At 67.0% G+C, this 14,163-nt stretch carries 14 protein-coding genes, 1 tRNA gene and 1 pseudogene; 13 read left to right on the top strand and 3 right to left on the bottom strand.

The window, feature by feature from the left end; all coding sequences use genetic code 11:
- Positions 1–187: 187 nt before the first annotated feature.
- Complete coding sequence (locus tag AC08OU_RS01625; protein ID WP_476604115.1) at positions 188–796, bottom strand: hypothetical protein; 609 nt, start codon at positions 794–796, stop codon at positions 188–190.
- A gap of 465 nt (positions 797–1,261) precedes the next feature.
- Here AC08OU_RS01625 and AC08OU_RS01630 point away from each other — a divergent pair, with 465 nt between their 5' ends.
- The 10 genes and pseudogenes from AC08OU_RS01630 to AC08OU_RS01675 all read left to right on the top strand — a co-directional run.
- The gene (locus AC08OU_RS01630; RefSeq protein WP_476604116.1) at positions 1,262–1,630 is read left to right on the top strand and encodes a hypothetical protein; all 369 of its coding nucleotides are present in this window, start codon (positions 1,262–1,264) and stop codon (positions 1,628–1,630) included.
- A complete protein-coding gene (locus tag AC08OU_RS01635; RefSeq protein ID WP_476604117.1) occupies positions 1,627–1,998 on the top strand; it encodes a hypothetical protein in 372 nt (123 codons plus the stop codon). Before AC08OU_RS01630 ends, AC08OU_RS01635 begins: the two co-directional genes overlap by 4 nt.
- Positions 1,995–2,252 (top strand): hypothetical protein, encoded by a 258-nt coding sequence (locus tag AC08OU_RS01640; RefSeq protein WP_476604118.1) that lies wholly within the window; start codon positions 1,995–1,997, stop codon positions 2,250–2,252. Before AC08OU_RS01635 ends, AC08OU_RS01640 begins: the two co-directional genes overlap by 4 nt.
- A 549-nt stretch (positions 2,253–2,801) precedes the next feature.
- Positions 2,802–5,069 carry a type IV secretory system conjugative DNA transfer family protein gene (locus AC08OU_RS01645; protein WP_476604119.1) on the top strand — a complete coding sequence of 756 codons (2,268 nt, stop codon included), beginning with the start codon at positions 2,802–2,804 and terminating at the stop codon, positions 5,067–5,069.
- Between the two features lie 121 nt (positions 5,070–5,190).
- Positions 5,191–5,979, top strand: coding sequence for a replication-relaxation family protein (locus AC08OU_RS01650; protein WP_476604120.1), 789 nt, complete (start codon positions 5,191–5,193; stop codon positions 5,977–5,979).
- Positions 5,976–6,956, top strand: coding sequence for a DNA-methyltransferase (locus AC08OU_RS01655; RefSeq protein ID WP_476604121.1), 981 nt, complete (start codon positions 5,976–5,978; stop codon positions 6,954–6,956). The genes AC08OU_RS01650 and AC08OU_RS01655 overlap by 4 nt, the downstream gene beginning before the upstream one ends.
- 84 nt (positions 6,957–7,040) lie before the next feature.
- Complete coding sequence (locus tag AC08OU_RS01660; protein ID WP_476604122.1) at positions 7,041–7,358, top strand: toxin-antitoxin system HicB family antitoxin; 318 nt, start codon at positions 7,041–7,043, stop codon at positions 7,356–7,358.
- Between the two features lie 191 nt (positions 7,359–7,549).
- Complete coding sequence (locus tag AC08OU_RS01665; RefSeq protein WP_476604123.1) at positions 7,550–7,939, top strand: helix-turn-helix domain-containing protein; 390 nt, start codon at positions 7,550–7,552, stop codon at positions 7,937–7,939.
- Entirely contained in the window at positions 7,911–8,459 is a 549-nt protein-coding gene (locus tag AC08OU_RS01670) for an ImmA/IrrE family metallo-endopeptidase (protein ID WP_476604124.1), read from the top strand. Before AC08OU_RS01665 ends, AC08OU_RS01670 begins: the two co-directional genes overlap by 29 nt.
- A gap of 16 nt (positions 8,460–8,475) precedes the next feature.
- Positions 8,476–9,504 (top strand): annotated as a pseudogene (locus AC08OU_RS01675) (recombinase family protein); the annotation flags it as partial.
- Positions 9,505–10,111: 607 nt separating this feature from the next.
- Here the strand turns inward: AC08OU_RS01675 and AC08OU_RS01680 are convergent.
- Both AC08OU_RS01680 and AC08OU_RS01685 read right to left on the bottom strand, forming a co-directional pair.
- Positions 10,112–10,186: transfer RNA gene (locus tag AC08OU_RS01680), tRNA-Arg, on the bottom strand.
- Positions 10,187–10,344: 158 nt separating this feature from the next.
- The gene (locus AC08OU_RS01685; protein WP_476604125.1) at positions 10,345–11,016 is read right to left on the bottom strand and encodes a TetR/AcrR family transcriptional regulator; all 672 of its coding nucleotides are present in this window, start codon (positions 11,014–11,016) and stop codon (positions 10,345–10,347) included.
- Positions 11,017–11,096: 80 nt separating this feature from the next.
- On the opposite strand from AC08OU_RS01685, the gene AC08OU_RS01690 reads away from it, so the two are divergent.
- The 3 genes from AC08OU_RS01690 to AC08OU_RS01700 all read left to right on the top strand — a co-directional run bounded on the left by AC08OU_RS01690 (position 11,097) and on the right by AC08OU_RS01700 (position 14,120).
- Positions 11,097–12,032, top strand: a complete 936-nt coding sequence (locus tag AC08OU_RS01690) for a carbohydrate kinase family protein (RefSeq protein WP_476604126.1) — start codon at positions 11,097–11,099, stop codon at positions 12,030–12,032.
- A gap of 76 nt (positions 12,033–12,108) precedes the next feature.
- The gene (locus tag AC08OU_RS01695; RefSeq protein ID WP_476604127.1) at positions 12,109–12,939 is read left to right on the top strand and encodes an IPT/TIG domain-containing protein; all 831 of its coding nucleotides are present in this window, start codon (positions 12,109–12,111) and stop codon (positions 12,937–12,939) included.
- A 62-nt stretch (positions 12,940–13,001) separates the two neighbouring features.
- A complete protein-coding gene (locus AC08OU_RS01700) occupies positions 13,002–14,120 on the top strand; it encodes a zinc-binding dehydrogenase (RefSeq protein ID WP_476604128.1) in 1,119 nt (372 codons plus the stop codon).
- The last annotated feature ends 43 nt before the right edge of the window (positions 14,121–14,163 follow it).

Genomic DNA, 14,163 nt, shown 5'->3' on the forward strand with positions numbered 1-14,163 from the left:
TCATCTGGTCGATGTCCGAGCGGTGCACCACACGTTCCCCAAGGCGAGTGATCAACCCGACTGGGGAGGAGAAGCATACCCCGCCAATCAGCCAAACGAAGGATGCCCACCAGCCGGAGGCTGGTGGGCATCTCCGGCATACCGGAGGGCTCCCTCTTGATCTTGAAATGTGGCTCAGCCGACCAGTTCAGGCTGCGTCCGCCGCGGCGAGCCAGGCGAGCAGCAGTTCGAGGCCGCGGGTCTTCATGAGGCGGGCGGCCACCATGCGGCCGGCAAGATCGCCAATGACCTGGCGGCAGCTCTCGAATCGGAGATCGCCGCCGATGTCGTCGAGGCTGTTGAGATATTCGGCGTTGGCCGTGTCGTTGACATCCATCTGCGCTTCACCGGTCCGGTACAGCTCGACGAGCACGGCGCTGACATCGCCCGTCAGCGTGTCGAGGCTGTCAAGCATCTTGGCGCCGAGATCGTAAAGGTTGAACTCGACGGCATCGAGGCAGTGGGCGATGATCTGGGCGAAGTTCCGGTCCAGTCCGAGCGCGGCGTGGTAGTCCAAGGCCTTCAGGACGGCTACTCGAACATCGGCAATATGGCCGCTACGGAGTAGGAAGACGACGTGCACGGCGTCGGCTTCATCGAGGCTTCGCAGGTAGGTCCGAATGCGGACTCGATCCACGACAGTGATCTGGCCGTTGCTGGCGTCGTCTGCTGTCTGAAATTCTGTTGTGAGGACGTGGAGAAGGAACGCTTCTGCCGTTCGCTCACCCAGACGATCAAGGGCGGGGGTTCTTGTCATGCCGGACTCCTTGTTTCTTGCCCGGCATGGGTTGCCAGGTCAAACCCGGAGCGCGAACGAACTCTGGGTTTGACCTGGATTAATTAGTAATAAGACATTCATTCATTAATTACAAGCTCAAGCATATCTATTCGGCTCGAGTCTCCAACTCTTCAAAGCCGCAAACCGGCAACCTCTCAACTCGTCAGCTCGGCGAACCCGCACTCCGCAGGTTCGTCAATCACCCGAGTCCGCAACGTCCCAATACGGCGGAAGTTTTCCTAGTGCTAAGAGCTTGCGGAGTTCTACGCTCGCGCTATTCCGCCGAGAGAAGGGGCGGCTGAGCGAAAGGACCAAATTCATGAACCAACTGGAGAGAAAAGCCGAACGCCGGGTTAGCCGTCGCAACTGGCAACGACTGGCCGACCGGGGGCTGTGCCCGCCCTGCCGCACCGATCAGGCAGTGGCCACGGCCAGGACTGAACTGTGACTGGGCCCCAGCGACCGGGCTACGGGCAGACGCCGGCCAGTTCCGGCCTTGACCGTTACGACCCTGCGAGCAGTGAGCTGTCGTGGCGGGCACGGCAAGAGCTGCAACACATCGACAACCTGGCGGCGGTTGAGCGGGCAGGTATCGAACGCCGGGAAGACCTGCGCGCGGCGGTGGCGGAACGGCGAATCGCCAACGGAACCGAGTTGCACCGCGAAGGGGTGCGGGCGCTGGCTCGCATCGAGTCGGACATCTCGGAGCAGCTCGCGCGCGGATCGGAGGCCGAGTTCCTGGCTCGACGCATGCAGGAGGAATTCGCCTATGCCGCCACCCGTATTCTCGTGCGCTACATGGAGGGCAGATGACCGGTTTCATCGTCTGCCTACTGGTCTTGGGCCTGATCTGTCTTGTGTGCTGGACTGCAGCCGAAGGCTTGGCCTGGCTGGAGCACGAGCAGGTAGAGCGAGAGAACCGCGAGCAGCGGCTTCAGGCGCAACGCGAACTGCAGGTTCGGCGGATGCAGGCGCAGCGCGAGGAACGGGAGTGGTTGCGTGTCCGGGCGAACTACGAACGGGCTCTCCGTGAAATCTCCACCTTGGAGCACCAGACCCGCCAACGCTTAACCGAGCCGGTGGTGCCGACGCGGCGGTATGACCCAAACTGCGCGGACTGCCAGCGCGAGCGGGCTGCTTGGCAGGCGCAGCGGGGCTCGCGGCGGGACGTTGGCTGGTGAGCGAACGCGACAGCAAGTTCGACGCGCTCGACTTGTTGCGGGCGGTTGCCCGCCGCGCCTCCTACGAGATGAGCGGCAAGCACGGCAGCCCCGCTCGGGCCTGGTTCGCTCGCCTGCTGGTTCTCTGGCTCGTTCTGGCCGTCAACGGCCCCGTCTTGTGGGCTGCTCTCGTGAGCATTCGCGGCTGGGTACTCCTGGTCTTCGGCCTGTTCGTGGTGCTGCGGCTCCTGCGCTGGTTCTTCCGGCGGCCGTAGCTCATCCGAGTCTCGTTCCAGCGTGGCCGAACCAGCAACTTTCCATCATTATTCTTTTCTCCTCATGAAACGGAGCTGCGATATGTCATGCCCAGAAAGAGTCGGATCAAGCTCATGGGAAAACTGGCGGCGCGGGAAGCCGAAGCCCGTGCAGATGAGCTGCAAGACCTGGCGCGGGAGCTGTGTGACCCGCCTTCTGTTCAGCCTGTGACAATCCCCAAGAAGTATCGGTAATTGTTCGGTATTTCTAGCGACTTGCCCAAAGCCGCGTGTACCTCCGTCAACATATAACAACTATAGGGCGAGGTGAATCAATGCCAGCCCTATTCATATGCCAACCGATGTTGACCACCGTCAACACGTAAGCCGAAGGAGGGAACCCATGGGCCAACGCATTCACGTGAGAGGTCAACGAAAGGAGGAGCCGAATTATCACTTGTATGTGTTGGCCCTCATCGCCTTGGCGCGTCAGCTCCAAGAGGAGGACGAGCGCCAGGCCGCGCCAGCGGTAACCAATGGGGCCATCGAGGCCACGGCGGAGGTGAGCGAATGAACGGCGCCCTGGCCCTCGCCCTGCTGGCCGGCGGCGGGCTGCTCCTTATCGGCGGGCTACTGCTGATCCGCTCCAGGAGCCATCTGACCTGGCAGCAGGAACTCGTGGCCTACGTCTTGCAGTTTCCGCGTGGGCTCGATCCGGCCGCGGTGGTGGCGTTCGTGTCGGGGCTGTCGGGTCTGGTCGCGCCCCGGCTGCACCGGCCGTTCGTGGCGCGGGCGGTTGTTCTGGAGACATCGGCCACGGCTGACGGCATCGCCCACCACCTGCTTGTGCCCGAGCGGCACGCGCCGGTGGTGCTGGCGAGCCTGCGGGCCGCCCTCCCGAACGTCGGCGTCCGCCCGGACGACACCTACGACCTGCCCGTGCCGAAGCTGGCCGCTCAGCTCGGGCTGTCCAATCACGGCCGGATGTTGTCGGTCGAAAAGGCGGAGACAGTCTCGACCGCGCTGCTTGCCAGCCTCCAGCCACTCGGCCCCGGTGAACGAGTCGTGGTGCAGTGGTCGCTCATGCCGACCGGCCCGGTCGCTGTCAGCTCGGGCGTGGATGTGTCTTCAGGCAGCGTTCTGAGTCGGTTGTGGCGCGGCCGTCCGGACGGCGAGCCGGATGCGGAAGGCCTGCGGGCGGCGCGCGCCAAGCAAGCCGCACCGCTGTTCGTGGCCACCGGCCGGGTCGGGCTGACGGCCAGCCAGGGCCGTGCCCGGTCGCTCATGCAGCGGACGTTGGCTGCCTTCCACGTAGCGAACGCCCCCGGCGTACATCTGCATCGGCGCGGACTGCCCAACGGATTCGTGGCCCGCAGCTTGGCCGAGCACCGGCTGCCGCTCGTCGGGATACCCGCCACGCTCAATGCAGCCGAAGTGGCTGCGCTGGTGGCTTTTCCCTTACGCGATGTGTCGCTGCCGGGCCTGCGACTGGGTGGTTGCCGTCAACTGGCCCCGGCCTCGGACATCCCTCGCACCGGCCGGGTGGTCGCCCGGGCCACCTTCCCGGGAGCCGAGCGTCCCCTGGCCCTCTCGGTACTCGACAGCCTCCGGCACCTCCACGTCATCGGGCCGACCGGCTCCGGGAAATCCACCTTGTTGCTTGGGCTCATCACTCAGGACATGGCGGCCGGTCGCGGCGTCGTCGTGCTTGACCCGAAGGGTGATCTCGTGGCGGATGTGCTCGACCGGGTACCACCGTCTCGGTTGGATGACGTCATCGTGCTCGACCCGACCGACGAAGAGCGCCCAGTCGGCCTCAACCTGCTGGCCGCGGACCCAGGCGAACGGGAGCTCGTCACCGAGCAGCTCGTCGGTATCCTGCACGGCTTGTACCAATCGTCGTGGGGCCCCCGCACCGACGACATCCTCCGCTCGGCTCTCCTGACCCTGGTGGGCGTGCCGGGGATGACCTTAACCGAGGTGCCGCTGCTCCTGACGGACGCCGGGTTTCGGCGGCGGCTCGTGGCCCGCGTCAACGATCCCGTGGCGCTCGGTCCGTTCTGGGCGGCGTTTGCGGCGATGTCGGATGCTGAGCGGGCGCAGGCAATTGGGCCAGTGCTGAACAAGCTCCGAGCCTTCCTGCTCCGGCGGCGGCTGCGCAACATCCTCGGTCAGGCACGGCCCAATCTCGACCTCGACCGGGCTCTGGCGCAGAGCAAGATCCTGCTCGTACCGCTGGCCAAGGGCCTGCTCGGAGAAGAAGCCGCCGCGCTCATCGGGGCGCTCCTGGTGGCTCGCGTCTGGCAGGCGGTGCAGCGCCGAGCCGCCCTTGCCGCCACCGACCGGCCGGTGACCATGATGGTCATCGACGAGTTCCAGGACTACCTGAAACTACCGCTCGGTATCGCCGACGTACTCGCTCAAGCCCGGGGACTCGGCCTCGGCCTGACGCTGGCCCACCAGCATCTCGGACAGCTCCCCAACGGCTTGCAAGCCGCAGTACTGGCGAACGCCCGCTCCCGAGTCATCTTCCAGGTCGCCTCCGGCGATGCCCGGACGCTCGCCCGTGAGCTGACCCCGCAGCTCGAAGCTACCGACCTCCAGGGCCTCGGTGCCTACGAAGTCGTGACGACCCTCTCGGCAGGTGCGCGGGTGGCTCCTCCAGCGACCGCCGTCACCCTTCCACCGCCGCCGGCCACCGGCCAAGCTGCGGCTGTCCGAGCCCGGTCCCGGGCGCGATATGGCATGAGCCGGGCCGACATCGAAGCCGCGATTCTTACCCGGCACACCGGCGGCCCCGTGGCTGGCGGTCTCGGTCGCAGGGAGCGGCCGACGTGAGCCGGGCCCTTCCGATCGCCCTTCCCATCGCGTCGCGAACGCTGACCATCCCATGCACGTCAGGATGCGCTTTCAAGCCGAAAGTGCAGACGGCTCCTACTACTAACTGGAGGACACATGAATGAACCGTCTCTACGTCACTACTCGAACCGTTGCCGAACTGGAGCGTTCCCTCTCTGTTCGTGACCGACTCGTCCTGGCCACCCTGGCGCGGGTGCGGCTGGCATCCAGTGGGCAGCTCGAACGGCTCTGCTTCACGGATCTCACCCGGCGGCGGGCGCGGCAGGCATTGGCGCAGTTGGTTGACCGGCGTCTCGTCACCCGCCTACCTCGAACCATTGGCGGAACGCGAGCGGGCTCAGGTCGCTTCGTCTACAGCCTGGACGTGGCGGGCCACCGCCTGAGCGAACCGGGCAGCAACCGACTGCGGCCGTGGAACATCGGCTTGCCCTTCCTCGAGCACAGCCTGGCCGTCACCGAAGCGTACGTCCGGCTCGTCGAAGCCGAGCGGTCCGGGAACTTGAGCCTGGTGGGCTTCACGGGCGAACCAGCCTGCTGGCGGTCGTTTTCGGGGCCGGGCGGCGGCCGGGTTGTCCTCAAGCCCGACGCCTACCTGCGCATCCAGCTCGGCGACTACGAGGACCGCTGGTTTGTCGAGGTCGACCGGGGCACCGAGTCCAAGACGACGCTCGCGCGCAAGTGCGAAACCTACCGCCACTACTGGCAGTCCGGCACCGAGCAAGCCCGCTCCGGCTTCTTTCCCAGAGTGCTGTGGCTCGTGCCCGACGAGCGCCGCCACGCCCAGCTCGTTGAGGTCTTGGGCAAGCAACCCACGGAAGCCTGGCCGCTGTTCGTCGTCGTGCTCTTTGCGGATGCCCCGGCCCGCATCACGCAGGGGGCGCAGGTATGAGCGGCCCGCGCAACACCATCCTCATCGGGGACGCGGTAGCCACCCTGGCGACCCTCAAGACCGACAGCGTCGACTGCGTGGTGACCTCGCCGCCATACTTCCAGCTGCGCGACTACGGCGCGTCCGGCCAGCTCGGCAGCGAACCGACCGTCACCGAATGGGTCGAGGGCCTGCGCGAAGTAGCAGCCGGAATCGCCCGGACGCTCAAACCGAGCGGTGCCTTCTGGCTCAACCTCGGCGATGCCTTCTCCCGGCACGAGCGCTACGGTGCGGCCCCGAAGTCGTTACTGGCCGCCCCAGAACGCCTCGTCCTGGCGCTGCTGGCAGACGGCTGGCTCCTGCGCAACAAGGTCATCTGGTCCAAGACCAACCCCATGCCGTCCTCGACCCGCGACCGGCTGACGCTGACCTGGGAAGTGGTCTACCTGTTCGTGCGCTCCCCGTCGTACTACTTCGACCTCGATGCCATCCGCGAACCACACACCAGCAGCCAGCACTCCCGACGCAGCGTCAGCCAGTCGGACGGGCCAGACATCGGGGCGGGCCCGTTGGCGGCCAGCCGAGGCGGCCTGGCCCGCGCGAAAGCGCAAGGCCGAGCCGGGCATCCGCTCGGCAAGAACCCCGGCGACGTCTGGCCGCTCGCCACCAGTAGTTTTCGCGGGGCGCACTTCGCGACCTTCCCGCCCACGCTCGTGCGCCGCCCGATCCTGGCCACCTGCCCGGCACTCGTCTGTTCGGACTGCGGCTTGCCGTGGGCTTCGGTTCGAAACGACGGCTTTGGGCCGGTTGGGCCGCAGTGCTTCGCCCCGACTACGTCTCAGCCAGGCGTCGTGCTGGACCCGTTCTTTGGCAGCGGGACGGTGGGGCTCGTCGCGCGAGAGCTCGGCCGCGATTGGCTCGGCATCGAGCTGAACCCGGCCTACGCGAGGCTGGCGGAAGCCCGGCTCGGGCTCACCCGCAAGGTTGAGACGACCTGACCCGTATGTCTTCGTCGGCGGCATGCGGCCGTCACTGCCAGCTCATCCCGAGCTGACCGGCCGCACCCGTCCGAGGAGGACTCCATGTCCGATGTATCAACCAATCGCGGAGGCGGCGTCAAGACGTTCGCCATCCGCGTGCCCGACGCGCTCCACGCGCAGTTCGTGCTCGTGGCCGCCCTGGAAGACCTGTCGCTCAACGACACCGGGGTACTGGCCATCCAGACGCTCGTCGACCTCAAGCGAGCCGACGGCGACTTCGGCTCCAGGGCGGCTGCCGCCCTGGCCGAGATCGAGCGGGAAGCCGAAGCCCGGCGAACCGCCATCCAGGCGCTCCTGAGCGAACCGGCTCCAGCTGAGGCGCCCACCGGGCGCGGACGCGCCAAGGGCACCACCAGCTGAGGCACCCGCCTCGGCTACCACCTCCCGGGAGGGGCAAGCATTCCAGCTTGTCTCTCTCGGGAAATCCCAACCCGTCACCTTTGAAAATGCCGAAAAGACACTGAAAATAACCGGCAATTCCTGGCGAATTGATGTGGATTCCGGTCAACAATACCAATAGAATTGAAATACGCAAAAGAAAGGAATCTAACGTGTCTGACAATTCGGCTCAATTACTCGGGGGACGCGTCCATGAGCTGCGCATACAAAATGGTCTGTCTCTTCGAGGACTCGCGTCCACGGCCAAGGTCGACTACTCCTGGCTCTCCAAGTTGGAGAACGGCCGCTACGAGTCACCCGACCCCCGCTCGCTCTACCGACTGGCTCGCGCTCTCGACGTGGAAGTCAGCGAGTTCTATCTCGCGGCGGGCTATGCCAGCGGGGAGGGCCTGCCCGAAATGAATCTCTACCTACGCTCGAAATACGACCTACCCGAAGAAGCTGTCGCGCAACTGCTCGCCCACTTCGAACTCATCAACGACAAGTATCAAACTGACTCAGGAGAACCACCCAATGCCCAACACCATCGCAAGCCTACGTGACATCGTGCCCTTTCGGCCGCTCACCGTCATCGAGGCTGTCCAGATCGCCGAACTCCAAGCCAATCGCTTCCGCTCGCTCACCGAGACGACCACGCCCGCCCTCCCCGAAGCCGCCATCTCCGAACTGCCCCGCGTGCAGGTCGACCGCATGTTTCCGGCTCCGTCGGCTGGGGCTTCGCAATGGACGCGTGGCCGCTGGCTCATCCTGCTCAACGGGGCCGATCCGCCTACCCGCCAACGCTTCTCGCTCGCTCATGAGCTCAAGCACGTGCTCGACGACCCGTTCAAAAGGATCTTGTACCCAGCCACCGGTGGCCAGAGTGAAAGCGAACGCCGCGAAGCCATCTGCGACTACTTCGCCAGCTGCCTCCTCATGCCGCGAGCGGACATCAAGAAGGCCTGGTGCAGCGGCACCCAAGAAGTCCGCACCCTCGCTCATCGGTTCGACGTCTCCATGCAAGCCATGCGCATCCGGCTTACTCAACTGGGACTCGTCGACCCGCAGTCACGTCACGTTTAGAAAGGAGAGCTGCCCCATGAACAACATACTTACGCCGAGCACCCCCAACGCTGGAGACGGGGAGCGACGCTCGAAACAAGCCGTCATCTACCTCCGTGTGTCGACCTCCAAGCAAGCCGATAAGGCTGAGGACGCCGAAGGCTACTCCTTGCCCGGACAGCGCGAAGCCTGCCACCGCAAAGCTCAGCAACTCGGGGCGGAAATCGTAGGGGAGTACCTTGACCGGGGCGAGTCCGCCAAGACCACCGATCGGCCACAATTTCAGAAGATGCTGGCCCGCATCCGCACGGATCATGATGTTGACTACGTCATCCTCGACAAAGTCGACCGCTTCGCCCGCAACCGCCGCGATGACGCCAACACGCTCTTCGAGTTGCAGAGCTACGGGGCCAAGCTCGTCTCCGTCAAGGAGAACATCGACGAGACCCCAGCCGGCCAGCTTCTGCACGCCATCATGGCCGGAATCGCCGAGTTCTATTCACGCAACCTGGCCACCGAATCCATCAAGGGCATGACCGAGAAGGCCAAGGCCGGAGGCACGCCCGGACGGGCCCCGATCGGCTACCTCAACACGCGGCAGCGCATCGAGGGCCGAGAGGTCCGCATCGTGGTCGTCGACCCCGACCGGGCCCCGCTCATTCAATGGGCCTACGAGGCCTACGCCACCGGGCTCTACACAATCCGAAGCCTGACCGACGAACTTGTCGCCCGGGGCCTCACTGCGCTCCCGCACGGCAAGAAGCCCTCTGGTCCCATCCAGCCGTCGCACGTCCATCACTTGCTCAATAATCGCTACTACATCGGATACGTCCTGTTCAACGGCACCGAGTACGAAGGCCGACACCAACCACTCGTTCCCCCGGCACTGTTCGAAAGTGTCCAGGCCGTGCTCAAGGCCCACGATGCGTCCGGAGAGAAGACCCGCCTGCACCACCACTACCTCAAAGGCAGCATCTTCTGCGGGCAGTGCGGCTTCCGGCTGTGCTTCACCCTCGCGAAAGGGCAGTACCCGTACTTCTACTGCCTCGGCCGCCACCAACGCCGTACCGAGTGCACTCAGAAGTACCTCCCTGCCGAAACCGTCGAGGCCGCAATCGAGCGGTACTACACGACCTTTCGTCTGCCAGAGGGCCTCGATGAGGTCATTCGCAACGGACTCAAGGTCGAACTCGAAAAGCAGCATTCTCAGGCTCAGCCCGAGCTAACCAGGGCTACCCGTCGCGTCGCCGAACTGGAACAGGAGCGCAAGCGCTTGGCTCGCGGCGTCGTCACGGGCACTATCCCCGGTGACCTGGCACGCGAAGAACACGAGCGCATCGACGACGAGTTGGCGTCGGCCACACGTGTCCTCGATACATCTCGGCTCGTCTTCGCCACCATTGAGGGCACGCTTTCAACCGCTCTCGACCTCCTCGCCCATGTTGACGAGGTCTACCGCCTCGGCGGCTCCAAGACCCGCCGCCTCACCAACCAGTGCTTCTTCACCAAGCTTCTCATCTCAGACGCCGACACCGACGCGCCCGAAGTGGTGTCGGCCACCTTCGCCGAGCCGTGGGCCACGCTCATCGCGGAGGACTTCCAGCAGCGCATGGCCGATAACGCAACGAACCCCGACCGTGTTTTTTCGGGTCGAGGTTCGTACATGAGTGCTCTGGTGCCCCCGGCAGGATTCGAACCTGCGCTCCCGCCTCCGGAGGGCGGTGCTCTATCCCCTGAGCTACGGGGGCTCAGGCGGTTCAGACCCTAGCAGCCTGTCGCCTCGGAGGCCGAACCGGTAACTGGACCCGGCCCCGTCCCGCCGGATCAGTGAGATACGAGGCGCTCGGCTTGGAGAGCCGCTTCCAGGCCGGCATCGCCGCCAACGACCCCGGCGTCGTCCCGACGCCTACGCCCCGATCCGCGGACAGGGGGTGCGGGCCGAGACCTCGCCGAGGTACCGGCGAAGCATGGTCTTGGCCTCCTCCAGCAGGCGGGAGTCGCCGGCAGGATCCCGGCGGAACGCCTCCTGGATGATCGCGTCGGCCGCGAGCACCCCTGCCTCGCACACGGTCACGAACTCAGGGCCGTCCTCGGCGATCTCCAGGGCGAGCAGCGCCCGTCGCACTCCTTGCGCCATCCGGTGCTTGTGCTCCCGGTCGGCGACGCGCGTCTCCTCGGTCAGTCCGCGGGCGAACCAGAGCGCCCGGAAACCGTGCTCGGTGCGGTAGAGGTCGGCGAAGCCGTCGATGAGTACCCCGACCGGATCTTCCCATCGCTGCTCGGCGGCGGCCGCGACGAAGGCGTCCATGAGCCCCTCGAGGGTGGCGAGGTACCTCGCAGCCAGGGCGTCGATGATGGCGCCCCGGTCGGGTAGGTACTGGTAGAGGGACCCCACGGAGACGCCCGCCTCGGCGGCCACGCGAGTGGTGGTCAGTGATTCCGCCCCGCCCGCGAGCAGCACGCGCTCGGCGGCCTCCAGCAACTGGGCGACCCGGGCCTTGCTGCGGGCCTGTCGCGGGGTGCGGCGCAAGCGCGCCGGCGGCGGCGTGCTTTCAGCGGGCTCCTGGGCGGAGGGCACGGGCAACCCCTTAATCTGAACATGACTTTGATTCATGTTTAGACTAGCGTCCGCCTCATCGATCTCCCAGGAGGCGTCCGATGAACATCGTCACGATGGGCGTTCACGTCCTCGACGTTCTGGTCCGCCCGGTCGAGTCCATCCCGGCCGGGCAGCAGGCTCAGCTGGTCGAGGAGATCAAGGTAACGGTCGCGGGGACCGCCGGAGGCACCGCGCTCACCTTGGCCAAGCTCGGGGCCACCGTGCGCTCGGCCGGCGCGATCGGCTTCGACGCCTCCGGCGACATGCTGCTATCGCTCCTGGCCAAGGCTGGCGTCGACGCGTCCTTCCTACTGCGCCGCAACGGCATCCAGACCTCCGCGAGCGTGCTGCCGATCCGTCCCGACGGCTCGCGGCCGGCGTTCCACGTCATCGGCGCCAACGGCACCTACGGCCCCGACGACGTGCCCTGGGAGGCGATCGCCGACGCGACGCACCTCCACCTCGGCGGGCCCGAGTTCATGGGCGGGGAGGCGGCCGCCCGCATCCTGTCGTTCGCGCGCAATAACGATGTCGTGACGTCGGCGGACCTGCTCGCGCCGGGAGAGCCCGGCATCCTCGACTGGATCGGCGACGCGCTGCCGCATCTCGACTACCTGCTGCCCAACGACGAGCAGGTGCTCGGCCTCACCGGCGTGGACGACCTCACCGGCGCCTGCCAGGCGCTGCTCGACCGGGGCGTCGGGTGCGTCGCGGCGACGGCCGGCGCGGAGGGCGCGCTCGTGGTCGATGCCAAGGGCGCCACACGGATTCCGGCGTTCGCCGTGGACGTCGTGGACACGACGGGCTGCGGCGACGCCTTCTCGGCCGGCTTCCTCCGCGCCGTCTCGCTCGACCGCGATCCCCGGGACGCCGCGGTTCTCGGCTGTGCCGCGGCGGGCCTCGTGGCGCAGGGTTTGGGCAGTGACCACGGAGACTTCGACCTGGCTGATGCGGATACCTTCGCCGCCACGCGGCCTCCACGCACGGCGTCGTAACCTCTCCGCGTTGTTGCCCCGGCCGCCTCCCGTTCCGGTAGCTTCCGCCTCGACGGCGGCCAGGGACGGGGTGACGATGACGAACCCGGATGCGACCGGTTCGGGCGATCGCACGGGAATCGCACGCGACTCCGGTGTGGGCGGGGCGTTCGTCCGCCCACCGGGGATCGTGCTCGCGGTCGTGCTGCTGCTGGTCGCGACGGTCGGCGTTCTCTACAGCCTGATCAGCCTGTGGCCGACGTCGACCGAGGCCGGCCCGGTCGCCAGGATCGGCTTCCTCGGCGGCACCCTGGCTCTCGGCATAGAGCAGCAGCTCTTCTGGGTCGTGGCCCTTTCGGGGGCGCTGGGCGGCCTCCTCCACAGCCTCCGATCGTTGTACTGGTACGTCGGCAACCGCGCACTCAAGCGGAGCTGGCTCACCATGTATGTTTGCCTGCCCTTCGTCGGCGCGGCGATGGCCGTCGTCTTCTACCTGGTGCTGCGCGGCGGGCTCGTGCCGGCCCAGGGCGGTACGGGGGAGGTGAACCCGTTCGGGTTCGCCGCCGTCTCGGCGCTGGTCGGGCTGTTCTCGCCGCAGGCGGCGGAGAAGCTGAAGCAAATCTTCAACACGTTGCTCACCCCGGCGGAGGCCGGCAGGGACCGCGTACCGGCTTCCGCCAAGCCCACGGTCAGCGTGATCGAGCCGGACCGTGGCGCGATCGGCACGCAGGTGCGCGTCATCGGCACGGCACTCGCCGGAGCGACCGAGGTGCTGTTCGGCGACCAGCCGTCCCCCGTCACCGTGGTGTCCCTCGAGGAGATCAGGACGACGGTGCCTGAAGGAGGAACGTCGGGGCGGCTCGTCGTGAAGGTCGGCGACGCCCTCGTCGTCACGCCGCCGTTCGTGGTTGAGGAATCCGCGAGCTAGGCGTGTTTGGCTGGCCCTCGGCGAACCCCGCTTCGGGCTCGCAGTCACCTATCCTCGCCCCGGTGATCTCCGCTGTCGTGATGCCCGCACCCGGGTCGCCGCTGACGCTGCGCACCTTCGACCGGCCCGAGCTCGAGCCCGGTGCCGTGCTGCTGCAGACGCTGGGCAGCGAGGTGTGCGGCACGGACGCGCACCTGTGGAAGGGGCAGCTCGCGGGCGTCCCGTACCCGATCATCCCCGGTCACGTCAGCGTGGGCCGGATCGCCGCCCTCGGCCCCGCCGGGGCACAGGACCCGGTGCGGGACATCGACGGGCAGCCCCTGTCCGTAGGGCAGGTCGTGACCTTCCTCGACGTGTACGGCACCTGCGGTCGCTGCTGGTACTGCGCGGTCGGCCACGCCACCACGCGCTGCCCGTCGCGGAAGGTGTACGGCGTCACGCTGTCGGCCGACGACGGCCTGTTCGGCGGCTGGGCCGAGTACATCCACCTGCGGCCCGGCGTCCACGTCATCCCGCTACCGGACGGGTTGGGCTGGCGCGCGTTCCTCGCCGGCGGCTGCGGCATGCCGACGGCACTCCACGCGGTGACCCTCGGCGAGATCGGCTTCGGCGACACGGTCGTGGTCCAGGGCGCGGGGCCGGTGGGCCTGTGCGCCGCCGTCCTGGCACAGCTGCGCGGTGCGGGGTCCGTGATCGTCGTCGGAGGGCCGGAGCTCCGGCTGGAGACCGCGACCCGCTTCGGCGCCGACGCCGTCATCGACATCGCGACCACGACAGCCGACGAGCGCCTGGCCGCGGTCCGGGACCTGACCGGTGGCCGTGGCGCGGACGTCACGATCGAGGCGACCGGCGTGCCCGCCGCGGTCCCCGAGGGCATGCGGCTGACCCGGGACGCAGGGCGCTACGTCGTCGTCGGCCAGTACACGAACGCCGGTGACGCCGCCTTCAACCCGCACCTCGACCTCAACGCCAAGCACCTCGGGATCCGGGGATGCTGGGGCAGCGACGCCGGGCACGTCTACCGCGCGGTGCGCGTGATGGCCCGCTACCGCCGGCAGTTCCCGTGGCACGAGCTGGTCACCAGGGAGTACGGCCTCGACCAGGCGCAGGCCGCGCTGGAGGACGTCGCGGCGCAGCGCGTCGTGAAGGCCCTCATCGTGCCGTCGTCCGCCTCTTCCTGACCCGTCCCTGCCGCGGTGACGCGATGGTGACCGATCGGTTACC

The sequence above is a fragment of the Frankia sp. CcMO1 genome (genome assembly GCF_977945845.1).

Bases quoted from the DNA above. Each gene is read 5' to 3' on its own strand.
- AC08OU_RS01660 (WP_476604122.1), top strand. From the start codon at position 7,041: ATGTCCGATGTATCAACCAATCGCGGAGGCGGCGTCAAGACGTTCGCC.
- AC08OU_RS01695 (WP_476604127.1), top strand. From the start codon at position 12,109: ATGACGAACCCGGATGCGACCGGTTCGGGCGATCGCACGGGAATCGCA.
- AC08OU_RS01625 (WP_476604115.1), bottom strand. From the start codon at position 796: ATGACAAGAACCCCCGCCCTTGATCGTCTGGGTGAGCGAACGGCAGAA.
- AC08OU_RS01655 (WP_476604121.1), top strand. From the start codon at position 5,976: ATGAGCGGCCCGCGCAACACCATCCTCATCGGGGACGCGGTAGCCACC.
- AC08OU_RS01650 (WP_476604120.1), top strand. From the start codon at position 5,191: ATGAACCGTCTCTACGTCACTACTCGAACCGTTGCCGAACTGGAGCGT.
- AC08OU_RS01690 (WP_476604126.1), top strand. From the start codon at position 11,097: ATGAACATCGTCACGATGGGCGTTCACGTCCTCGACGTTCTGGTCCGC.
- AC08OU_RS01670 (WP_476604124.1), top strand. From the start codon at position 7,911: ATGCCCAACACCATCGCAAGCCTACGTGACATCGTGCCCTTTCGGCCG.
- AC08OU_RS01645 (WP_476604119.1), top strand. From the start codon at position 2,802: ATGAACGGCGCCCTGGCCCTCGCCCTGCTGGCCGGCGGCGGGCTGCTC.
- AC08OU_RS01635 (WP_476604117.1), top strand. From the start codon at position 1,627: ATGACCGGTTTCATCGTCTGCCTACTGGTCTTGGGCCTGATCTGTCTT.